21 protein-coding genes and 1 tRNA gene are annotated in these 23740 nt (G+C 34.7%); 13 read left to right on the forward strand and 9 right to left on the reverse strand.

Going from position 1 to position 23740, the window contains the following annotated elements:
• Window positions 1–82: 82 nt before the first annotated feature.
• The 4 genes from BIW12_RS01590 to BIW12_RS01605 all read right to left on the reverse strand — a co-directional run bounded on the left by BIW12_RS01590 (window position 83) and on the right by BIW12_RS01605 (window position 2923).
• Window positions 83–985, reverse strand: coding sequence for a site-specific tyrosine recombinase (locus BIW12_RS01590; RefSeq protein WP_071183504.1), 903 nt, complete (start codon window positions 983–985; stop codon window positions 83–85).
• 81 nt (window positions 986–1066) lie between these two features.
• Window positions 1067–1576, reverse strand: coding sequence for an outer membrane beta-barrel protein (locus BIW12_RS01595; protein ID WP_198033440.1), 510 nt, complete (start codon window positions 1574–1576; stop codon window positions 1067–1069).
• A 98-nt stretch (window positions 1577–1674) separates the two neighbouring features.
• The gene (locus BIW12_RS01600) at window positions 1675–2145 is read right to left on the reverse strand and encodes a hypothetical protein (protein ID WP_071183506.1); all 471 of its coding nucleotides are present in this window, start codon (window positions 2143–2145) and stop codon (window positions 1675–1677) included.
• A 178-nt stretch (window positions 2146–2323) separates the two neighbouring features.
• Window positions 2324–2923 carry a porin family protein gene (locus BIW12_RS01605; protein WP_071183507.1) on the reverse strand — a complete coding sequence of 200 codons (600 nt, stop codon included), beginning with the start codon at window positions 2921–2923 and terminating at the stop codon, window positions 2324–2326.
• A 328-nt stretch (window positions 2924–3251) separates the two neighbouring features.
• Here BIW12_RS01605 and BIW12_RS01610 point away from each other — a divergent pair, with 328 nt between their 5' ends.
• Window positions 3252–3806, forward strand: a complete 555-nt coding sequence (locus BIW12_RS01610; RefSeq protein WP_071183508.1) for a porin family protein — start codon at window positions 3252–3254, stop codon at window positions 3804–3806.
• 74 nt (window positions 3807–3880) lie between these two features.
• Window positions 3881–4294 carry a type II 3-dehydroquinate dehydratase gene (aroQ, locus tag BIW12_RS01615; RefSeq protein ID WP_071183509.1) on the forward strand — a complete coding sequence of 138 codons (414 nt, stop codon included), beginning with the start codon at window positions 3881–3883 and terminating at the stop codon, window positions 4292–4294.
• Window positions 4295–4504: 210 nt separating this feature from the next.
• Here the strand turns inward: aroQ and BIW12_RS01620 are convergent.
• A tRNA-Met gene (locus BIW12_RS01620) sits at window positions 4505–4578 on the reverse strand.
• 155 nt (window positions 4579–4733) lie between these two features.
• Here BIW12_RS01620 and BIW12_RS01625 point away from each other — a divergent pair.
• Both BIW12_RS01625 and BIW12_RS01630 read left to right on the forward strand, forming a co-directional pair.
• Window positions 4734–5126 (forward strand): START-like domain-containing protein, encoded by a 393-nt coding sequence (locus tag BIW12_RS01625; RefSeq protein WP_071183510.1) that lies wholly within the window; start codon window positions 4734–4736, stop codon window positions 5124–5126.
• Between the two features lie 56 nt (window positions 5127–5182).
• On the forward strand, window positions 5183–6025 hold the full coding sequence (locus BIW12_RS01630) for an aminotransferase class IV (protein WP_071183511.1): 843 nt from the start codon (window positions 5183–5185) through the stop codon (window positions 6023–6025).
• Here the strand turns inward: BIW12_RS01630 and BIW12_RS01635 are convergent.
• The 4 genes from BIW12_RS01635 to BIW12_RS01650 all read right to left on the reverse strand — a co-directional run bounded on the left by BIW12_RS01635 (window position 6022) and on the right by BIW12_RS01650 (window position 10002).
• Window positions 6022–6582 (reverse strand): YqgE/AlgH family protein, encoded by a 561-nt coding sequence (locus tag BIW12_RS01635; protein ID WP_071183512.1) that lies wholly within the window; start codon window positions 6580–6582, stop codon window positions 6022–6024. The genes BIW12_RS01630 and BIW12_RS01635 overlap by 4 nt on opposite strands.
• 124 nt (window positions 6583–6706) lie before the next feature.
• Complete coding sequence (locus BIW12_RS01640) at window positions 6707–6979, reverse strand: HU family DNA-binding protein (RefSeq protein ID WP_071183513.1); 273 nt, start codon at window positions 6977–6979, stop codon at window positions 6707–6709.
• A 180-nt stretch (window positions 6980–7159) separates the two neighbouring features.
• The gene (gene fmt, locus BIW12_RS01645) at window positions 7160–8107 is read right to left on the reverse strand and encodes a methionyl-tRNA formyltransferase (RefSeq protein WP_071183514.1); all 948 of its coding nucleotides are present in this window, start codon (window positions 8105–8107) and stop codon (window positions 7160–7162) included.
• A complete protein-coding gene (locus tag BIW12_RS01650; protein WP_071183515.1) occupies window positions 8107–10002 on the reverse strand; it encodes a RecQ family ATP-dependent DNA helicase in 1896 nt (631 codons plus the stop codon). The genes fmt and BIW12_RS01650 overlap by 1 nt, the downstream gene beginning before the upstream one ends.
• 228 nt (window positions 10003–10230) lie before the next feature.
• On the opposite strand from BIW12_RS01650, the gene BIW12_RS01655 reads away from it, so the two are divergent.
• The 9 genes from BIW12_RS01655 (at window position 10231) to BIW12_RS01695 (ending at window position 23722) form a co-directional block, all read left to right on the forward strand.
• On the forward strand, window positions 10231–10515 hold the full coding sequence (locus tag BIW12_RS01655) for a DUF493 family protein (protein ID WP_071186062.1): 285 nt from the start codon (window positions 10231–10233) through the stop codon (window positions 10513–10515).
• Between the two features lie 66 nt (window positions 10516–10581).
• Complete coding sequence (locus BIW12_RS01660; protein WP_071183516.1) at window positions 10582–11313, forward strand: DUF4290 domain-containing protein; 732 nt, start codon at window positions 10582–10584, stop codon at window positions 11311–11313.
• A gap of 86 nt (window positions 11314–11399) precedes the next feature.
• Window positions 11400–12716: a UDP-N-acetylglucosamine 1-carboxyvinyltransferase gene (gene murA / locus BIW12_RS01665; RefSeq protein ID WP_071183517.1), complete on the forward strand. Its 1317-nt coding sequence runs from the start codon at window positions 11400–11402 to the stop codon at window positions 12714–12716.
• A gap of 8 nt (window positions 12717–12724) precedes the next feature.
• Window positions 12725–13597 (forward strand): cation diffusion facilitator family transporter, encoded by an 873-nt coding sequence (locus BIW12_RS01670; RefSeq protein WP_071183518.1) that lies wholly within the window; start codon window positions 12725–12727, stop codon window positions 13595–13597.
• A gap of 331 nt (window positions 13598–13928) precedes the next feature.
• The gene (locus tag BIW12_RS01675) at window positions 13929–18890 is read left to right on the forward strand and encodes a LamG-like jellyroll fold domain-containing protein (protein ID WP_083382025.1); all 4962 of its coding nucleotides are present in this window, start codon (window positions 13929–13931) and stop codon (window positions 18888–18890) included.
• Between the two features lie 245 nt (window positions 18891–19135).
• Window positions 19136–20377: a ribulose-bisphosphate carboxylase large subunit family protein gene (locus BIW12_RS01680; RefSeq protein ID WP_071183520.1), complete on the forward strand. Its 1242-nt coding sequence runs from the start codon at window positions 19136–19138 to the stop codon at window positions 20375–20377.
• Entirely contained in the window at window positions 20377–21762 is a 1386-nt protein-coding gene (locus BIW12_RS01685; protein WP_071183521.1) for a four-carbon acid sugar kinase family protein, read from the forward strand. Before BIW12_RS01680 ends, BIW12_RS01685 begins: the two co-directional genes overlap by 1 nt.
• Window positions 21759–22421, forward strand: coding sequence for an aspartate/glutamate racemase family protein (locus tag BIW12_RS01690; protein WP_071183522.1), 663 nt, complete (start codon window positions 21759–21761; stop codon window positions 22419–22421). Before BIW12_RS01685 ends, BIW12_RS01690 begins: the two co-directional genes overlap by 4 nt.
• 11 nt (window positions 22422–22432) lie before the next feature.
• Entirely contained in the window at window positions 22433–23722 is a 1290-nt protein-coding gene (locus BIW12_RS01695) for a bile acid:sodium symporter family protein (RefSeq protein WP_071183523.1), read from the forward strand.
• The last annotated feature ends 18 nt before the right edge of the window (window positions 23723–23740 follow it).

Raw genomic sequence — 23740 nt, forward strand, 5'->3', positions numbered from 1 at the left:
CTGTTGGAATTTGGAGTTTTTTTTTATTGAATACCCAAAGAAGATATTGAAATTTGTCCCGAAGTTTCGGGATTGGAATTAACTACATGTTTTTTCGAGGATGGCAACTCTCCAATACTTCGGCTAAAAATGTTCGATCCAAATGCAAATAAACTTCAGTAGTAGTTATTGATTCATGTCCAAGCATCAACTGAATAGACCGCAAATCGGCACCATTTTCCAGTAGATGTGTCGCAAAAGAATGCCTGAATGTATGTGGACTGATTTTCTTGTTTAAATTAATTTTGGTTGCCAAATTGTTGATGATCGTAAAAACCATCGCCCTTGTCAATTGCGCCCCTCTTCTATTTAAGAATAAGACATCACTGTGCTCTTTTTTGACAGGAACACCTACCCTTACATGATCCTTATAAAGAAGAATGAATCTTTTCGTCGAATTAGCAATAGGTACAAAGCGTTCTTTATTTCCTTTTCCGGTAATTTTGATAAACCCTTCATCAAAAAACAAATCAGATATTTTGAGTGCAACCAACTCCGAAACCCGCAAACCACAACCATATAATGTTTCTAACATAGCGCGATTGCGTTCTCCTTCATTCGAAGACAAATCAATAGCCCCTATCAAGGCATCAATTTCTTCTACCGCTAAAGTATCGGGTAATTTTCGTCCTATTTTAGGCGATTCAATCAACTCCATTGGATTGTCAGCACGATAATCCTCAAAAATCAAATAACTAAAAAAACTATTCAATCCTGAAATAATTCTGGCCTGTGAACGCGCATTCAATTGGTCGGAAATAGTGTAGATGAACTGTTGAATCGTTTCTTCAGCAATCTTTAAAGGAGAAACTTCAATATTGTTTTCAGAGAGAAACAAACACAATCGTTCAATATCGAAAGAATAATTAGCAACAGTATTCTTTGACAAACCACGCTCTATTTTAAGATAAGATTGATAACTTTTGATATAAGAATTCCAGTTCATATTACAAATAAACGACTTTTATAGACATAAAAAAACCTCTCCTTTTCAGAAGAGGTTTTAAATATTTTTGCCTTTTTTATATTAAAACTTATAACTTAAACCAAAAAAGAAACCACTTAACTTAGAACTATTATCGCTATCCCCTCCTTCGATTAAATTAGACAATCCTAAGTTATACTTTCCATCTAATGAAAAATTCTCGTTCAAATCAAATGTAAGTCCCAAGTCTAAACCAAAATTCAAAGTTTTAGTTCCCTCACCAGCATCTAAAAGAAATCCAAAGTCCGGACCAGCTAACAAACTTAAATCTTCTACGACAATAAACTTAGCCAGGACGGGAATTTGAATCTGATTTATATCATTAACCGAAACATACAATAGTTCAGGCTGTAAATGAAACTTATCTGAAACTGCAATATCTGCAAATCCACCTGCATAAAAACCGGTTTCATTCTCACTAACTTTAACTCCATCAAATTTATGACGCATTGATGCAAAATCAACACCCGCTTTTAATCCAAATTTTGTTTCTTGAGCATTTACAAATCCAAATGCTAAAACCGCAGCAACTGATAAAATAGTTTTTTTCATTTTTTTCATCTTTTTAAATTCAGAGCGTAAATATAATATTTTTTCTACAAAAAAACCTCTCCTTTTCAGAAGAGGTTTTCATTAAAAATATTTTAGATTTATAATTTAAAGTTTACACCTAAATTAATTGATGAAACAGTAAATCCATCTTTAGAAAATCCCTTATAAGCAACATAAAGGCCTGCTTTTTCCATTTGATAACCAAATTTAGGCTGATACATAAAAGCTCCCTCGTTACCATCATTAACACCAATACCATAACCTAAATCAGCTCCAATGAACCAATTATTAGTCAAAGTAAATTGTGCTGTTGCTGCTACAGGAATAAAACTAGCATCATCCCACCCATCTTTTCCTAAATAAGTAGTATAACCTGTAGTAATACCTGCATCTAAACCTTCGGCTACACTCCAAGTGTAAGCCAAATCAGCTCCTAAATTCACAGAACTAATATCTTTCATATCTCCGGTAGGCAAACCTACATGAGCTCCTAATTTAAAAGCTCCACTTTGGGCATTTGCAAATCCAAATGCAAAAATTGCCGCTGTTGTTAAAATGATTTTTTTCATAGTTTAAGTTGTTAAATTAGTAATTTATTAACATAAAACTATCAAATATTCAAAACAAAAAAACTTATCCTACTAAAAACTTATCAACAATACTATTAACATTATTTTAATAAGAACACTACGAGCATAAAAAAAGACCATTCTTTCGAATAGTCTTTTTAAATATTATATCCAAAAATTAAAATTTATAACCTAATGCCAAAGAAAAAGCAGAAGATTTCATTTTACTATCACCACCCATAAATTCTTCCTCTGCAATATTGGACAACCCTAAATTGTATCTAAAATCAATTAAAACTTTTTCATTAATATCATATCCTAAACCAAAATTAACTCCAAAATTGATTGACTTAAAACTATCTTTAATATCAGTACTATCATCTCCCATTTTCCCTTTAGCACCAACTAAAAATCCAATTTGCGGACCAACCTGTAAACTAATTTTTTCTGAAGCAAAATACTTAGCCATTACTGGCACATTAACATAAGAAAGGTTAATTTTTGCATCAGTTCCTTCAAAGCCAAATTCAGAACCTTCTGTAGAAAACAAAACCTCTGGCTGAATAGCAAAATTGCTAGCTACTTTAATTTCTGCAAAACCACCTGCTTGAACACCTACAATTGAATTAAACCTCAATACACCAATATCACCAATCTCGCCTCCATTTACATTTAAACTAGAAACGTTACCTCCAACTTTAACGCCAAATTTAACTTCTTGCGCATTAGTTATTGTAAATGCTAATACTGCCATAGCAGACAAAATAATTTTTTTCATTTTTAATATTTGTTAAAATTCAGGTGCAAACCTACAATAATCAGCACAATAAAACCAAAATTATTGTTAAAAAACCAACATAAAAACACTAAAACCAGCAAAGAAACAAAAAACCCAAACAACTGATTTACAATAAACTAAAAACAAGTCTCTCACCTAATTCCGTGATTTTTTAGGTCTATTGTAATAAAAAGGCAAAAACAAGTTTTTTCTTTCAATAAAGTATTAAATTCATTTGTATTTAATGCTTATTTCACAAAAGAACACAATAAAATAAACATCAAACTGTTTATATTTACAGTCTCGAATCTTAAATAAAAAAAGTATTATGAAAAAAGTATTCTTAATTGCCATTGTAGTATTAGGTCTTAGTACAACTTTACAGGCACAAAGTATTCGTTTTGGTGTTAAAGCAGGTGCCAATTTTGCTAATCAAAATGGTGACACTCCTCCTGCTTTCGAAAGCAAAGAATCAATCACCAGTTACCACGCAGGTTTAGTAGCCGAAGTAAAATTATTAGATGGTTTTGCCATCCAACCAGAGCTTTTATACTCTACCCAGGGAGCTACTTATAAAAATGCTGTAGAAGAATTCAAAAATGAATTAGGCTATCTTTCTATTCCTGTTGTAGCAAAAATAGGTTTGAGCAAAAGTTTAAATTTAGAACTGGGTCCACAAGCATCTTTCTTACTAAGCGAAAAAGACAATGTTGATTTAGAAGATTCTAAAACATTTGAATTTGGCGTAGTAGGAGGTTTAGGACTTAATATCACTAAAAATCTATTTATTCAAGCCCGTTACGGACTTGGACTAACTGAAGCTACTAAAGACGCTGATATTAAAAACTCAACTATTCAGTTGTCAGCCGGTATCATGTTCTAAAAAACATAGAAAATAAAAACAAAAACCGTCCCGATAATTCAGGACGGTTTTTTATTTTTACAAAAAGATTAAAAATGAAAATTAGCATTATAAACGGCCCAAACCTAAACTTATTAGGAAAACGCGAACCTGAGATTTACGGGAGTCTAACCTTCGAAGAATATTTTGAAGAATTAAAAACGAAATTCCCAACTATAGAATTCAACTACTACCAAAGTAATATTGAAGGCGAACTAATTGATAAAATACAGGAATTTGGTTTTTCTTATGACGGAATTATCCTGAATGCCGGCGCTTACACACACACCTCTGTAGGCATTGGTGATGCTGTAAAAGGAATCAGCACTCCGGTTGTAGAAGTACATATTTCCAATACTTTTTCCAGAGAAAGTTTCAGACACCAATCCTATATTTCCGGAAACGCCAAAGGCGTAGTATTAGGATTTGGTCTGAAAAGTTATGATTTAGCAATACAATCGTTCTTGTAAGCCAAACATTTTAGACAAAGAAAAAGGTATAAATGATTTTCAGGTCATTTATACCTTTTTTTATTGAATCTTCGCACTATAAATTACGGCCCAATTAAGCCATTTCATAATCCTTTAAACAATTAAAAATTGCCTCTTAAAATCAGTATTTTTAGAACAAAATCCCAATAAAAAACCCTTAAACAATTGATGTTTAAGGGTTTGTTTTTGTAGCGAAGACGGGAGTTGAACCCGTGACCTCAGGGTTATGAATCCTGCGCTCTAACCAACTGAGCTACCTCGCCAAATGTTCAGGTCAATACTGTTCCTGATTGCGGGTGCAAAGATAGAAATAAATTTAAACTCTGCAAGCATAAAATGAAGAAAAAAAATATTTTTAAAAACGTTTTTTTTTAGACATTATATTCTATATATTCGAAAAAAAAATAAATTTGCCTCTATGGATAGTAAAGTACGTTACGAAATTGAGTTTCCTATAAATTCTTCGCCACAATTATTATATCAATATATTTCTACTCCTTCCGGTTTGTCTGAATGGTTTGCTGATGACGTGAATTCCAGAGGGGAATTTTTCACCTTCATTTGGAATGATTCTGAAGAAAAAGCAAGATTGGCATCTAAAAAATCAGGAGAAAAAGTAAAGTTCAAATGGATTGACCCAGCAGGCAAGGATACCGATTATTTTTTTGAATTACACATATTAGAGGATGAGCTGACTAAAGACGTTTCTTTGATGATTATTGATTTTGCCGAAGAAGACGAAATTGATGAAGCCAAACAATTATGGGAAAATCAAATTTCAGATTTAAAACATCTCTTAGGTTCTGTATAGTGAAATTCTATATTTATGACTTATATTTGCCCTGAACAAAACTCAGGGCTTTTTTTATGATTAATTTCAACGGAACTATAATAACTCAAGATTCAAATATATTAACACAAAACCGCGGTTTTTTATACGGAGATGCCGTTTTTGAAACGGTTAAAATTGTGAATTCAAAAGTACTTTACTTAGAAGATCATTATTTCAGATTAATGGCTTCGATGCGTGTGGTGCGAATGGAAATTCCAATGAATTTCACCATGGAATATTTCGAAGAACAATTACTTTCATTAACTGATAAATTATCGATTTCTAATTCCGCGAGAGTCCGAATTACAGTTTACAGAAACGATGGTGGTTACTATCTACCTACAAACAATACAATCTCTTTTTTAGTTCATGCTTCAGCAATTGAAACTGTGTCTTATTCTTTCGAGGAAAAAGAATATGAAGTGGATTTGTTTAAGGATTTTTACATTACAAAACAGTTATTATCTTCAATTAAAACTACAAACAGAATCCTGAATGTCACAGCAAGTATTTTTGCAAATGAAAACGCTTTAGATAATTGTCTGTTGCTAAATGACAGTAAAAACATAGTGGAAGCTATTCAGGGAAATCTTTTTATGTTGTCAGGAAATAAACTGATTACTCCTCCGGTTTCTGAAGGCTGTCTGAATGGTGTAATGCGTAAACAAATTTTAAAATTAGCAAAAACTATTGCAGAGATTGAAATAGTAGAAGAAGTGATTTCTCCGTTTGAACTTCAAAAAGCCGATGAATTGTTTATTACTAATGTTATAAAAGGAATCCAGCCTATTACAAAATATCGAAAAAAGACTTTTGGCGTGAATTTTTCTAAAGAAATACTAACTAAGCTAAACGAAGAAATAGCCGCTGTAGTTTAGTTCAGATACGGATTTTCAGGTGAATTAGACCATATTAAATAATCTCCGCCTAATTCAATAATTTGTTCTTTCCAAAAATGAGCAGCTGATTTACCTATAATTTTATTTTTATAGGTATTGGAAACAATAATCCAGGAATTAGCATCCATCTCTGATTGCAACTGACTTTCGGACCAACCGGTATAACCTAAGAAAAAACGAATATTGTTTTTGTTGATTCGTCCGCTGTTAAGGAGTTCTTTGGTCGATTCAAAATCGCCGCCCCAGTATATTCCGTTAGAGATTTCGATGCTATTAGGAATTAAATTAGGGACATTGTGAATAAAATAAAGATTATCTTGCTCGACAGGACCGCCATTATAAATTTTTAAACGCGAATTTATCTCAGGAATTAAATCGTTTATAGTGTATTTTAATGGTTTGTTGATGATAAAACCAACCGACCCATCTTTGTCATGATCGGCTAATAAAATCACAGATCGATTAAATGATGAGTCTCCAATGATAGAAGGCTCAGCAATAAGTAATTGTCCTTTTATTAATTTTTCTGAAATCATGACTACTTAAGTTTTTATTAAATTTAAGAAAAAAAAATAAAAAACTCCAAACATAATCGTTAAAAAGCATAAAAAAACCCTCAAATGAGGGTTTTTTATATTGATGGATTTTGAAACTTATTTCTTAGTTTACAGCTCCTTCTAATTCAGCTCCAGCTTTGAATTTCACAACGTTTTTAGCAGCGATTTGAATTGTTTTTCCAGTTTGAGGATTTCTTCCGTCTCTAGCAGCTCTTGGAGAAACTGACCATGATCCGAAACCTACAAGAGATACTTTTCCACCTTTTTTCAAGGTACCACCTACATTACCTAAAAATGATTCTAAAGCTAATTTTGCAGCAGCTTTAGTAATTCCTGCGTCAGCAGCGATAGCATCGATTAATTCTGATTTGTTCATAATGATAGTTATTAATTGTTGGTTAAAAATAAATTGTCGATACACAAATTTAGCAGTAAATACAGACCCTGCAAGTGTTTTCTTTGATTTTACAGTATTTTGTTAATAACTTCTGTTTTTTGTTCATAACACTGCTTGTTTTTGGAGTTTTTAAGTGCTCACACCTTATTTTTATTGGGTTTATAGCACTCTTGCCTCTTCAGAAAACGAAATTCCATTAAGTAATTCAGCTGTTGTCATTCTCTTTTTGCCCGGAAATTGTAAATTTAACACTTGTATAAAGCCATCTTTTGTTGCTATTTTCAATTCTTTTTTGGAACTAATGATAGCTCCAATACTAAAACGGTGTGTTTCTGAAATTATTTTAGCTTCATATATTTTTACATTCCATTCCTGACCTTTATCCGTAAAAAAGCACCAGGAAGCCGGATAAGGGCTTAAACCTCTAATCAGATTATTGATTTCTAACGAAGATTTACTCCAGTCAATCTTGCAGTTTTCTTTGTTGAGTTTATAAGCCGTCTTTATATCGGCATCTTCTGTTTGAATAGTTGTAACAACTTTCCCTTCTTCTATTAATGCTAAAGTATCAATAACGGTACTGCTACCTAAATTCATTAAACGGTCATGAAGTTGTCCTGCGTTTTCATCCGGATCAATTTCAGTTTCTGAACTTAAAATCATGGCACCGGTATCTATTTTGTCATCAATAAAGAATGTAGTAACACCTGTTTTAGTTTCTCCATTGATAATTGCCCAGTTAATAGGTGCTGCTCCTCGGTAATTAGGCAACAATGAAGCGTGAAGGTTGAATGTTCCAAATTGAGGCATTTCCCAAACTACTTTTGGTAACATTCTAAAAGCAACCACAATTTGCAAATTAGCGTTAAGCGATTTTAATTCGGCAAGGAAAGATTCCTCTTTTAGATTTGTTGGTTGCAGTAAATTTAAATTATTTGCTAAAGCATATTCTTTTACAGCCGAATATTTTATTTTTTGTCCACGACCGGCCGGTTTGTCGGCAGCGGTAATAACACCTACTATAGTATAGTTGTTTTTTACTATTTGGTCAAGGATTCCTACCGCAAAGTCAGGAGTCCCCATAAATACAATTCGTAATTTTTCCATTATTGTTTTAAGCTATATTTATTGTTTGATTTTATCAGAATGCTTTCGTTTTCTAATAATTCCTGAAGTGCAAAGATAACATCGTCAGAAGGATTATTCAGCTTGATTTGAATTTCTCTCGAATTAAAATCGGCAGTTTTTAGCAAATTTAGTATTTCATCTGAAAGCGAAACTTTGCTTTCTTTCTTCTTTTTCTGTGTAATACAATAAGAGCAAATCCCGCAATTGCTTTCTTTTTTTTCGCCAAAATACTCCAATATCAATTTGCTTTTGCAAACTTTGTCTTTCTTGATGTAATTCAAAACCGCTTCAAATTGTTCTTTTTTTAGTTGGTTTTGATTTTCCAGGTATTTGGCAATTCGGCTAATGGTTCTTTCATCTTCCCTGATTTCGTTAAAAATCAAAGTAGTGTCGTTATTTTTAGAATGATAATCGATAATCCCCTTTTCTTTCAGTTTTTCTAAAACGTTTTGCACTTCTGCTTCGCTGTGTTTTGATTTTCGGGCAATTAGCGGAAGATTAAAATTGGTCTGCATATCATAAACTCCCGGATAAGTACGCAGGATAGCCAGCAGAATTTCTTCGTCGTTAGGATTCAAACTTGTATAACGAATGACTTCTTTAGAAGGAATGATAAATTGTAAACTTATTTTTTCTGAGAATTCCTGTGATAAGCTAATCACCCCTTGTCGGTCTAAAAACTGAATGGCATTGTAGGTTTTTAAAACAGGAAATTTATATCGGTTGCAAAATTGGTTTAAGTTAAAAGAATATTGCTCATTAATACCTTCGCCATAGGCAATTTGAAAATAATTACACATTTTGATAAAAACCTCTTTCAGAAATTGTTTATTAGAAAGCGTATAAATAACCTGATTTTCGGTTTGCGCAACATCTGATGGATTTGTCAGCAAAACAGCAAAGGCTTTTTCTTCGTTTCTGCCGGCACGACCTGCTTCCTGATAATAATTTTCAAGATTTTCAGGCAATTGAATATGAATTACCGTTTTTACATTGGCTTTATCAATCCCCATTCCAAAAGCATTAGTGGCAACCATAACCAGCGCTTTTTCTTCCATCCAAAGTTGCATATTATTGTTTTTATCTTTGGTCGAAAGTCCACCATGATAATAAGTCGCTTTAAAACCTAAAGAGTTAAGTTGCTCTGCAGTATCGATGCAGGCTCTTCTGTTTCGCACATATATAATGGAAGGCTGCGGGTTTTTGCTTAGAATTTGTTTTATTCTAAAAAGTTTGTCTTCTATTTCAAAAACCATGTAAGCAATGTTTTTTCTTTCGAAAGATTTTTCAAAACATTTAGGATTTTCGAGACCTAATTCTTTAATAATATCTTCTTTTACTTTTGGAGTAGCAGTTGCGGTTAACGCCAGAAAAGGAATGTTAGGAAAATGAAGTTTTAGATTCGAAATTTTCAAATAAGAAGGTCGAAAATCATGCCCCCATTGCGAAACACAGTGTGCTTCATCAATAGCAATTAAATTGATAGGGAGATTTTTTATTCGTTCCAAAACCCAATCGGACTGCAAACGTTCAGGAGATAAATACAGGAATTTGTAATTTCCAAATTGGCAATTATCCAGTAAATCAATTAATTCATCCGTTTTAATTCCGCCGGTGAGTGCAATGGCTTTGATGTCACGTTTTTGCAAGTTGGCAACCTGATCTTTCATCAGGGCAACCAGAGGAGAAATAACCAAACAAATTCCTTCTTTCATCATGGCAGGAATTTGGAAACAAATGGATTTTCCGCCACCTGTAGGCATCAATGCAAAAGTATCATGACCGTTTAAAACGGAATCGATAATTTCTTCCTGGGGCAATCTAAAACTATCGTGGTTCCAGTATTTTTTTAGAATTTGTAAAGTTTCAGACATCAAATTTTGAAAAAAGTTAATTCGTTTTTTATAATCAAAACGGCTTTTTAAATGTATTTTTTTCTTTTTTTATTCGAAAAAAAGCAGCATCAACAACAAACTTACTCAAACTAATTTAGATTTTGAAAAATATAGCGAATCAAAATCACGATTTTGCTAAAAATCATAGCCCAGAATTCCTATTTTAGAATTGAAACTGTATATTTGCTTTATATTTTTAAAAACAAAATGGATAAGAAAACTGAGGAATTTTTCGATAGATTAAAAACCGAATTAGAAAAAAGCAATACTTGGCCTGCAATATATTTATTCAAATTTATTGTACCAACTGACGTTGAAAAAATCAAACAAGTAGAACAAGCCTTTAATTGCTTAGGTGCGGTTATAAAAACCACTCAATCAAAAACAGGGAAATTCACCAGTGTTTCAGTTGATGTTCAAATGGAAAGTCCTCAGGCTGTAATCGATAAATACATCGAAGTCTCTACTATAGAAGGAATTATTTCATTGTAATTTTTCCAAAAAAATTAAAACAATCCAGTGTAAGCTTTTTAGAATAAAGCTTTAAAAAAATCAAGTATGAATCAGAAATATATTAAAGAAAATGCGAATGATGTTGTGCATCATTTAGAGTATAATGCCGAAAGATCGCATTTGATTATTCCTGAGTATGGACGCCATTTACAAAAATTAATCGATCAGGCTACTGAAATTGAAGACGCTGAAACCAGAAATAAAGCTGCCAAATACATCATTCAGGTTATGGGAAGTTTGAATCCGCATTTAAGAGATGTACCTGACTTTCAACATAAATTATGGGATCAGCTTTTTATAATGTCTGATTTTAAATTAGATGTACAATCTCCCTACCCTATTCCTTCCAGAGAAGTATTGCAATTAAAACCGGATACTTTAAAATATCCTCAGAATTTCCCAAAATACCGTTATTATGGTAACAACATCAAATACATGATTGATGTTGCCAACAAATGGGAAGAAGGGGAAATGAAAAGTGCTTTGGTAAAAGTAATTGCCAATCACATGAAGAAATCCTATTTGAGTTGGAATAAAGATACCGTAAAGGACGATGTGATTTTTGAACATCTTTATGAATTATCAGGAGGTAAATTGAATTTGCTACAAAGTTCAGAAGAATTGATTAATACAACCGATTTATTGCGTACCAATAAAAGAATGTCGAATAAAACTTCTTCTCAGGGACAGCCTAAAATTCAAAGTAATAAAAACAATAAAGGCCAGGGAAAACAAAAGCCTTTTCAAAAAAATAATAATCAAAAAAATCAACAATAAATTTGCTAAGTATCTAAGCTGATAAGTCGTTTTTAAAGAAACTTAGAACCTTAGAATCTCGTAAATCAGAACCTTAAAAAAAGAATATGGGAATTTTTAAAATTGAAGGAGGAATCCGTTTAAAAGGAGAAATAACTCCACAAGGCGCAAAAAACGAAGCATTACAGATTTTATGTGCTGTACTTTTAACTTCTGAAAAAGTAACAATCAACAATATTCCCGATATTATTGATATTAATAAATTGATTACCCTTTTAGGAAATCTTGGAGTTAAAATCGAGAGAAAAGCTCCGGGATCAATAACGTTCCAGGCTGATGAAGTAAATGTTGATTATTTAGAAACGGAAGCTTTTAAAAAAGAAGGTGGAGCACTAAGAGGTTCTATAATGATTGTTGGACCGCTTTTGGCACGTTTTGGAAAAGGATATATTCCAAAACCGGGTGGAGACAAAATTGGAAGAAGAAGATTAGATACCCACTTTGAAGGTTTTATCAATTTAGGAGCTAAATTCCGTTACAATAGAGAAGACCATTTTTATGGTGTAGAATCTCCTGAAGAAGGTCTTAAAGGAACTGATATGCTTTTGGACGAGGCATCTGTAACAGGAACTGCAAACATTGTAATGGCTGCTGTTTTAGCAAAAGGAACAACTACAGTTTACAATGCTGCTTGTGAGCCTTATTTACAACAACTTTGTAAGATGTTGAACTCGATGGGGGCTAAAATTACCGGAGTTGGATCTAACTTATTGACTATCGAAGGTGTTGAAAGTCTTGGAGGTTGCGAACATAGAATTCTTCCTGATATGATTGAAATCGGTTCCTGGATTGGTCTTGCAGCTATGACAAGAAGTGAGATTACAATTAAAAATGTAAGCTGGGACAATTTAGGATTGATTCCAAATACTTTTAGAAAATTAGGTATTACTTTAGAGCGTCGTGGTGATGATATTTATATTCCAACTCACGAAAATGGATACGAAGTTAAAACAGATATCGATGGTTCAATCTTAACTATTGCCGATGCACCTTGGCCAGGATTTACACCTGATTTATTGAGTATTGTTTTAGTTGTGGCAACACAGGCAAAAGGAGATGTGTTGATTCACCAAAAAATGTTTGAAAGCCGTTTGTTCTTCGTGGACAAATTGATTGATATGGGAGCTAAAATTATGTTGTGTGACCCACACAGAGCGGTAGTTATTGGACATGATTTCAAATCAACTTTGAAAGCAACTACTATGTCATCTCCTGATATTCGTGCGGGAATCTCTTTATTGATTGCTGCGCTTTCTGCAAAAGGAACCAGTACAATACAAAATATAGAACAAATTGATCGAGGATATGAGCGCATCGATGAGCGTTTAAGAGCCATTGGAGCTAAAATAGTTCGTGTTGAATAAAATTTAAAATGAGTAAAGAACAGCAAGCCGTTGAGGCAACTTACTTTAGCTTAATCGGAAATACCTGCTTAGCAATTATAAAAGGCTTAGCAGGTTTTTTTGGCAATTCTTATGCCTTAATTGCTGACGCTATCGAATCTACCACGGATATTTTTGCATCGTTTTTGGTTTTATTTGGAATTAAGTATTCCAATAGACCGGCAGATGAAAATCATCCTTATGGACATGGTCGTGCCGAACCATTAATTACTTTTTTGGTTGTTGGTTTTTTAATTACCTCTGCCACCATTATTGCTTACGAAAGTATAGCCAATATTCAACAACCTCATGAACTACCTAAATCCTGGACATTATTTATTTTAGGAGCTATAATTTTATGGAAAGAGTATTCTTTTCAATTAGTTATAAAAAGAAGCATCGAAACCAATAGTTCCTCGTTAAAAGCCGATGCCTGGCATCATCGTAGTGATGCAATTACTTCTGTGGCAGCATTTATCGGAATTACAATTGCTTTGGTTTTAGGAAAAGGTTATGAATCGGCTGATGACTGGGCAGCACTTTTTGCCTCCTGTTTTATTTTTTACAATAGTTACCTGATTTTCAGACCCGCCCTGGGCGAAATTATGGACGAACATTTGTATGATGATTTAATCGAACATATTAGAGTTGTTGCTTCTCAGGTAGAAGGAATTATCGACACCGAAAAATGCTTCATAAGAAAATCGGGGATGAAATACCATGTAGATTTACACGCAATTGTAAGTGCTGAAATTTCGGTAAAAGAAGGACATCAATTGGCTCACATTTTAAAGGATACTCTACGAAAAGAAATCCCTGAATTAGGGCATGTCCTGATTCACATTGAACCGGACGACGAATAGATTATTGATTTACTAATAAAAAGGAGCTTGTCTTTAGTTAAGGCAGGCTCTTTTTTTTGTTCAAACCTCAACAAAAAACCATCTATAAACAGGATACCATTTCACTCTCCTTTACAAGCTGTTAAAACTAAAAACCAACAATTTAAAACAGAATACACAAAATCCAACAAAGAAAGTTTTTTCTTAATTTTAATAAATAAAAATGCATTTTATCGATTTTTATTGCTTTTTATCGGCGAATAAATCAAAAGGTAGTATTTTTATTTCGTGAAAAAAGTATAGCTTTTTTATCGAAACAAAAACTGATTCGTTCTAATCTTAAATAGAAACTATGGAACACCTTTACTCAAAAAAAACAAACCTCCATTTTTATTTAATACTCCTCTTTATTTTGTTAGGTTTTTCTATCAAAACGGAGGCGCAAACGGTTACATCACCTCAGGTAAATTTTACACAAAGAACTGCTGCGGCCACTCCTGCAAAAACCATTTATAATATAAAAGGAGACTTCACCATGTTAGGGAATACTAACTTAACCCTTTCAAACTATTCTATAAATAGTGACAACCAAGGACAATCAATGAAATATGTTGATATCGACGGCGATAGCAATACTTGGAATTCTTCTATGGCAACCATGGAACTTTCTAATGGAGGGGAAAATAGCGCCCTCCAAAATTGTTCTACTGTCATTTTTGCTGGTCTGTATTGGACTGGAAGATCACAAAATACAGATACATTTACGGTTTCAAAAGAAACAGCTTTGGAATCTTCAAAAAATGTAACCCACAATGCAACTACAAACATCACAAATACTAATTATAAATTAACTATAACTAGAGGAGGATCTTCTAATGATTTTTATCCAATTTATACTTTTACAAATTCTTTTGGAAACACCTATGCTTTTCATTTCACCAATAATAATGGAGGAAACAGAGTAAAACTTTCTATAAACGGAGGATCGTTAAATAATATATCTGTATCTTATAATTCAGGAGTAGCAACATTTAGTACGCCTTACTCTTTACCCTTAGATGGCACAGTATTAAAAATCAACAGTATAACCAGAAATACATCTCAAACATTATCAGAAGCCCAATATCAAGACGCTTCAAATTCAATAGCAAATGTTCAAGTTTTTAACTCTATAAATAAAAATTACGACAAAAAAGTAATTTCACTAAAAGGTCCTGGTGCTTCTTCATACACCACGGTAACAGCCAATTCCAATGTTTATTTCCCCGGAACATCTTATGGCGGAATATTTGTGGGCTATCAGGAAGTTACTGATTATGTAAAAACTCATGGCCCTGGAGCCTATAGCGTAGCTGATATTGCTCTAGTTGAAGGAAGTAATGGTTCTGATGCCCAAAACCCAGGATATTCAGGAGGATGGACTATGGTAGTTATATATGAAAATCCCGTGATGAAAAGTCGTGCGGTAACTCTTTTTGATGGATATGCCTATATAAACGGACTACTAAATGGAGTTGGGGAATTTGGAAACATCCCTATTTCAGGATTCACCACAGTAGATTCTGGTGATGTAAATATGAAACTGGGGGTAATGGCAGCTGAAGGTGATAGAAATTTAACAGGCGATTATCTGGCTGTACAAAAATTAAACGCAGACCCAAATACCTACAACGCCACAAACTATTTAACCCTAAATCACGCAGGAAACACAACAAACAACTTCTTCAATTCTTCTATATTTCCTCAGCCAGCGGTTGGAGCTAGTAATCCTATTTTACAAAACAATACCGGAGTGGATTTTAGCATGTTTACTATTCCAAATGCAGGAAATACAGTTATTGGAAACAACCAAACCTCTACCAATTTTAGATTTGGATCCACTTCCGAAGTCTATACAATTTTTGGTTTTGCCATGTCGGTTGACTCTTATGTTCCGGAACCTAAAGGTTTAATAAGCGTCAACTCAATCAATAATGTTACGAATCCTCCTGTCTTAAGTGCTTTGCCCGGACAGGCCATCAACTATTCTTTAAACATCAGTAACAGCGGAACCGAAGCCACCAACAATACGATAGTAACTATCCCTATTCCTAATACAGCCGTTTTCTCTCCGGGAAGTACTATTGTAACCCACACTTACAATGGTTTCACGACAAGCAATTTACCTTATTATGATTCAGGCTCTAACAGTATCATCTGGAATCTAGGTACCTTACCTATAACCGCTGGTCATCCGGAATACATTTACGCCGACTTGAGCTTCGATCTTAATGTAACTGATAATTGTATTATCATTTTAAACGAAGGCTGCAGTCCCGAAGTATCACTGGAAACAGGATATATTACAGCTATTGGTGCTATTTCAGGAACTTCTACAACCGAATATTTCTTTCAGGGTTATGATAATTCCGAATGCGCTAAACCTATTGACGGATCGATTATAGTTGACATAGATGGTAGTTCTTGTTTATCAGCATTAGCAGGAGACGACCAAATAGCTTCATGTGGTTTAGAATCAGTACAACTAGCTGCAACAGCAGGAGCAACAGGAAACTGGTCTATCATAAGCGGCCCTGCTGGTGGAGGAGAGCTTTTTTCAAACAGCACTAGTCCGACTTCAGAATTTTTTAGTCCTAATAATGGTGTATATACCTTGAGATGGACTGTTTCAGGTGGTGGTGAATGTCCTGATGTTAGTGATGATGTACAAATAACATTAAATCCATGCAACTATCTTGACTTTGACGGAACAGATGATAATGTTAACTTTAAAGATAATTTTAATTTAAGCAATGGTTCTTTCAGTATCGAAGTTTGGGTAAAATCAGAAGCTACAAATGGAAATATTCAAACTATTTTGTCTAAACGAAATGCTTCCAACTTAAACGATGGTTACGATTTAAGATTAGTTAATAACACTCTTTCATTCAACTGGAACAACGGAAATTCGATTAGTTCTAACTATGCTATCAGCACAGGAAGATGGTATCATGTTGCCGTAACTTTTGATGGAAGTAATTACAATCTTTATGTTGACGGTGTAAGTGTACGTAATGCTGTAGCCGGAACAAACCCAATTGCTAATAACAATGCCAAATTTATACTGGGAGCCATGGCACAAAATACGGTTTTCCCATACAATCCTATTCATTTCTTTAGCGGATGGACACAGGAATTACGCATTTGGAATTTAGCATTAACCGATGCACAAATACGCCAAATGATGAATCAAAAAATTCAAAACGATAATAATACCGTTATGGGAGCAACAGTTCCTTTAGCTATTCCCGGATTAACCTGGTCTAATTTAGAAGGTTACTACCAAATGGTTCAAGCAACCGATTTAAGCAATGGCTACTTATTAGATATTTCAACTAATACCCGAAATGGAAGATTATTAAACATCTATACACCCCAACCCGAAACAGCCCCCCTTCCCTATACTTCTATTTTAGACGGAACATGGGAATCCAGTAATACCTGGACACACGGCGATGTTTGGAACATTCCTAATACCACAGCAGTTGATAATAGCAGCTATATTGACTGGAACATTGTTAAAACAGATAATAATATTACAACTGCAGGAAATAAAACTGTATTAGGATTATTAGTTAGCAGCAATACCTTAACTGCAAATAGTGATAACAAAATAGAAATTTCACATTATTTAAAATTAAATGGTAAAATTGATTTGGTAAACAAATCTCAATTAGTACAAACCCAAGGAAGTATTTTGGATACCAACAGTAGCGGCTCAATAGAAAGAGACCAGCAAGGACAATCAAACTTATTTAATTATAACTATTGGAGCGCTCCGGTAGGCACAATAAACACGACTACCAATAATCAAAATTATACTGTTGCAAGTGTTATGAAAGACGGTACAACTACTACTCCAAGGAACATTCAATGGGTTAGCGGTTACAATGGTTCTCCTACAAGTCCTATAAGTATTGCTCGTTATTGGCTTTACAAATTTGATAATTATGCCAATGCTTATGCTAATTGGGTTCAAATGAACGAAAATTCAACAGTCAGAGTTGGACAAGGTTACACTATGAAAGGTAGCGGTGCAGGCACTACAACTCAAAACTACACTTTTGTGGGTAAACCTAACAACGGACTAATTAACACTAATTCAGTAAGTGCAAACCAATTATTATTAGCCGGAAATCCATATCCATGTTCGCTTGATAGCGAAGCATTTATTAACGACAATAACAATTCAATAACAGGAACTATTTACTATTGGGAACATTATGCTACTAATAACACTCATGTTTTAAGAGATTATCAAGGAGGCTATGCGACTCGAAATTTAACCGGAGGTGTAGCTCCATCATCAGCTAATGTAGATTTCATTAGTAAGTTAGGAACTCCATCAAGAGGAATTCCTAATCGTTTTATTCCGGTAGGACAAGCTTTCTTTGTAGTAGGGAAAGCAGCTAGCGGAGGAACAATCATATATGATAACAATCAAAGAAGTTTCCATAAAGAAGATGATGCTGCTAATTCTAATGTTATGTATAAAATTAGTAACACGGCTAAATTAACTTCAACCACTACTTCAAGATCCAATGAAAATGATGTGGTAGTTGATTCTAAATACAAAAAAATCCGTCTGGGCTTTAACTCTCGCAACGATTACCATAGACAAATTTTACTGGGTTTTATAGATAACAAAGCAACAAACGAAATGGATTTTGGTTATGACGCTTTCAATATGGACAGACTACCGAATGATATGTATTTTTTATGTCAGGAAAACGCCTTAGTTATCCAGGGAGTAGGTACTTTTGACCGATTTGCTTCCTATCCGCTTGGTGTAAAAATTGATGCCGAAGGAATTGTAAAATTCATGATTGATGATTTGGAAAATTTCGATGCAAACCAGCCTATTTATATTTACGATAATTTAACCAATACTTACAACAATATTAAAGGTAGTAATTTTGAAATCAATCTCCCTGCCGGAACAAATAAAACCCGATTTTCATTGCGCTTTTTTAATCCTGCTGTGGATACAATAGTTCCTGAACCAGAGCCAGAACCTGAAACAAATGCTGATTTAACGATTATTCACATTCAAAAATCAAACAATATCAACATTAATAATCAAATTAAAGATTGTAGAGTTCAAAAAATAAGACTTTACAATGACATCGCTCTTGAAGTTGATAATTGGAAAATAGAAGAAAACAGAAATCAATCCAACATACAAGTTCACATCAAAAAAACAAAGCCAGGTGTTTACATTGTAAAAGTTGAAACTACAAAAGGCGAATTCACTAAAAAAATTCTTATTGAATAAAATTCTAAAATAAACTCCAATCTATACCGGCAAAAAGCAACTCCTCATCGGGTTGCTTTTTTGCTTGGTTTTATTTACTATTATTTTCGAATATTATTTATTTTTTTCGAAAACACTAAAATTCGCTTGTATTTATAATTTTAAGTCTTATTTTTACATAATGCCGTTTGAATAGAATTGGTTTAATTTTTAGACCATTACAAAGACATTTTATCAATAAAAAAATAAGATTTTATAAATACCCAATGGAAAGAATTTTTGCAGAATACTACATCGAAACCCCTTATGCAGTAGAACAAGCCGCAGCAGTATTGGCCGGCGAACAATCATCGGGAACTTTTGTATCCGTTCCGGGAGAAACCGCCGAGCTCAAACAACGCTTTGCTGCCCGCGTAGAAAATATTGAAATATTAGATTCGGCTGATGAACCTTCGATTCCGGGAAACAGCATTCCAGGAAAAAAATACCAAAGAGCTAAAGTTAAGGTGAGTTGGTCGATTGAGAATTTCGGTTATAATTTGCCTGTGCTTATTAGTACTTTACAAGGAAATCTATACGAAATCAGTCAGTTTACAGGTTTAAAACTAATGGATTTTGATGTTCCTGATTCTTTTAAAAATAAATACAGAGGACCACAATTTGGAATCAAAGGTTCTAAATTGTCTTGCGGTGTGAGTGACAGACCTATGATTGGTACTATTATTAAACCAAGTGTAGGAATGAGTCCTGATGAAACTGCTGCTTTAGTTAAAACATTAATTGACGCTGGTATCGATTTTATCAAGGATGATGAATTGATGGGATCTACCGCAAACTCTCTTTTTGACGACCGTGTAAACGTTATCATGAAGGTAATTAACAATCATGCGCAAAAAACTGGTAAGAAAGTAATGTATGCATTCAACATCAGCGACGAAATTGACGAAATGCAACGAAAATACGATTTGATCAAAAAACACGAAGGAACTTGCGCCATGATTAGCATCAATAGCGTGGGATTGAGTGCTACCAAGAAAATTTGTGACCAGGGTGATTTGGTTATCCACGGACACAGAAATGGTTGGGGAATGTTAAACCGTCATCCGTTACTGGGAATTGAATTCCCGGCTTATCAAAAAATATGGCGTATGGCCGGTGTTGACCAAATGCACGTTAACGGAATCCAGAATAAATTCTGGGAATCCGATGATTCAGTGGTGACTTCTATACAATCGTGCTTAAAACCATTTATTGGTGAAAACAATCCTTTACCGGTAGTTTCTTCAGGACAATGGGGCGGACAGGCACCGGAAACCTATAGAAGAACCCAAACTACCGATTTATTGTATATGGCAGGTGGCGGAATTTTAGCACATCCTATGGGAGCAACAGCGGGGGTAAATGCCCTGCAACAAGCCTGGAAAGCTGCCGTTAATGGCTTATCTGTAGAAGAAGCCGCATTACAATATCCTGAATTTGCAGCATCAGTAAAAAAATTCTCGAAATAATGAAAGAACATCCTTTATTATTGGCATACTATGGAGATGATTTCACAGGCTCCACGGATGCTTTGGAATTCCTGACTTTAGCCGGTATAAAAACCGTTCTTTTTCTTCGTCATCCCCTTCACAAAGATTTAGAACTATTCCCCGGTATCCAGGCTATTGGTTTAGCAGGAAAAAGCCGTTCGATGTCTCCGTTAGAAATGGAAGGCGAATTGTATCCTGCATTCGAAACACTGAAAGACTTTTTCCCGGAGCAGGTTCATTACAAGGTTTGCTCGACTTTTGATTCGGCACCACACGTTGGAAATATTGGCAAGGCCATCGAAATAGGGAGCGAGGTTTTTAATCAAAAAACGACCTTAATCTCCCCTGCCGCACCACATTTGGGCAGGTATTGTGCGTTTGGGAATTTATTTGCCCGAATGGGAACCACCGGAAATGGAGAAATCCATCGCATTGACCGTCACCCTTCGATGAGTAAACATCCCGTTACTCCTGCCGATGAAGCCGACCTGAGATTACATTTGGCAAAGCAAACTTCAAAAACCATAGATCTTATCAACCTCAACACCATTGAGGCGGGTACAGCAGCTATTTTAGACGAAATTAAAAACAAAGAAGAAAAAGAGATTCTATTTTTTGATGGATTGAATCATGGCCATTTAAAAACCATTGGGGAAGTTTTTCATCACTTAGCTAAAGAAAAAACCGTTTTTTCTGTAGGTTCATCGGGAGTCGAAATGGCATTGGGATTAGCCTGGAAAGATGAAAAGATAATTAACAACCAATTTGAATTCAAACATCCTGGTGAGGCCGCTCCCCTGCTTGTTATTTCGGGTAGTTGTTCGCCTGTAACGGGAAGCCAAATAGAATATGCCCTGACAAATGGTTTTGAAGGCATTGCTTTAGAAAGCAAGGTCATGCATCACGACCATCAGGAACAAAGCATTGCCGATGTTGCGGCAGCAATTATTGCTAAACTAAAAGAAAGACAAAATACTATTTTACACACCAGCATTGGGACTAACGACCCCAGAATTGCTGAAACCGAAGATTATTTAAAACACAGCGGTCTAAACCATAAAGAAATCCAAAAACAAAGCAGTAAAATTTACGGTCGTGTTTTAGGACAGATTATCAAAGAAGTTTTAAAGTCTATAAAAGTGCAAAGAATCCTTTTTGCCGGTGGCGATACTTCGAGTTATGCCGCATCCGAATTAGGAATTTTTGCCTTAGAAATGATTGCGCCATTAGCCCCCGGAGCACCGCTTTGCAAAGCCATTTCGGAAGATGAACATGTAAACGGATTAGAATTAAATTTTAAAGGAGGCCAGGTAGGCGCTCCAGACTATTTTATAAAAGTATTAAAAGGAGAAAAATTATCATGAAAGCAAAAACATTAGGATTCGTCCACACCTCAGCAACCCTAGTACCCTTATTTCAGCAACTGAGTTCGGAGCATTTAAGTGGCGTAGAAACCTTCAACATAGTAGATGACAGCCTAATTAAAGATGTTATTAAAAAAGGAAAACTAATGCCTAATACGGCAGCCAGAGTGGTAAACCACGTAAAAGCAGCCGAAGAAGCGGGAGCCGATGTGATTTTGGTAACCTGTTCTTCCATTGGCGTAGCCATAGAAACAGCAGCCACTTTATGTACTGTTCCTGTAATCAGAGTAGATCAGGCCATGGCTGACGAAGCCGTACAAATAAGTGATAAAATAGGTGTAATTGCTACCTTGCCTACTACGCTGGAACCAACGAGTGATTTGGTACGAAGAAGAGCCTTGGCAGCAGGAAAAAATGTGAACATTGTTTCTAAATTATGTGATGGCGCTTTCGAAGCCCTGATGAGTGGCGATGCGGCAAAACATGACGAAATGGTTGCCAAAGCCTTAAAAGAATTGATGCAGGAAGTAGGTGTTATTGTTTTGGCACAGGCTTCAATGGCACGTGTGGTTGATGGTTTAAGCGATGCTGAAAAAGTAGTTCCTATCTTAGCCAGTCCGGGAATTGCAATGAAAAAATTAGCCGAAATTTACTTTTAATACCATACTATATGCGTAAATTTTTTCTTTGGGCCAGTCCTATCTTATTTATCCTTGCTGCTATTGGTTGGTATTCCCAAATGGACAACATTTGGAAAATTAGTTTAATTACCGCTTTTTCGAGTTTAGCCATTGGCATTGGACACAGCAAACTCTTGAGTGGTTACCAATACACTTTTTGGATTATCACTGCGGTTTGTGCAGGATTGATTTACCCGCAAACCTTTTTACATATTGGTTCGATAGATTTACGCAACAAATGGCTCATACTAATCATCATCCAGTTGGTAATGTTTGGGATGGGAACCCAAATGAGTATTGAAGATTTTACAGGCATTCGAAAATCAGGAAAAGGAGTCATCATTGGTCTTTTAGGTCATTTTACGATTATGCCTATTACTGGTTTTATTCTGGCAAAAACCTTCCACTTCGAACCCGAAATTGCCGCGGGAATTATACTAATTGGTTCTTGCAGCAGCGGTTTAGCTTCGAATGTAATGACCTATATTGCCAAAGGAAACCTGGTTTTATCCGTTACAGTAACTGCTATTTCAACCTTGGCAGCTCCTGTTATGACTCCGTTTTTAATGAAAATATTTGCCGGAACTATGGTCGAAGTACAGTTTTTTAATATGATGATGGAAATTATCAAGATTGTACTAGTTCCATTAGCAGCCGCTATGATTCATGACATTCTTAAAAACTACGGAGAAACAGCCCGAAAAAGAATTGATTTCTTAACTATACTATCTGCAATTTGGCTAATAACCTTATTCTTTTTTAGCAATTCGTTAAGCTATGAAACCGATAGCACTGTTGGTCATTTAATTGAAATCAGTTGCTTTATAGCCGGAGCGTTTTTAGTAGGGAAAGCTTATCATTTAGTCTATAAGGCTTATCCAAAAATTGATAGTTTAATGCCCTATTTTTCGATGTTTGGAATCATTTATTTCACCTTGGTAACCACCGCTGCCGGCAGGGATAATTTAATTCAAATAGGCTTTATCCTTTTCCTGGTTGCTATCTTACATAATAGTGCCGGTTATTTCTTTGGTTATTACCTGAGTCGTATTTGTGGATTAGACAAAAGCAGTAGTCGCACCATCGCTTTTGAAGTTGGTTTACAAAACGGAGGAATGGCTTCGGGACTTGCCGGATCCATGGGAAAATTAGCCACCGTAGGTTTGGCATCAGCTGTATTTAGTCCGTGGATGAATGTTTCAGGTTCTTTATTAGCCAATTATTGGAGAAAAAAAGCAGAGGTTGAAGAAACAACACAAACTAGTTTAGTTAACTCCTAAGAAATTATCATTTCTGTA

The sequence above is a fragment of the Flavobacterium commune genome (assembly GCF_001857965.1).
GTDB lineage: Bacteria > Bacteroidota > Bacteroidia > Flavobacteriales > Flavobacteriaceae > Flavobacterium > Flavobacterium commune.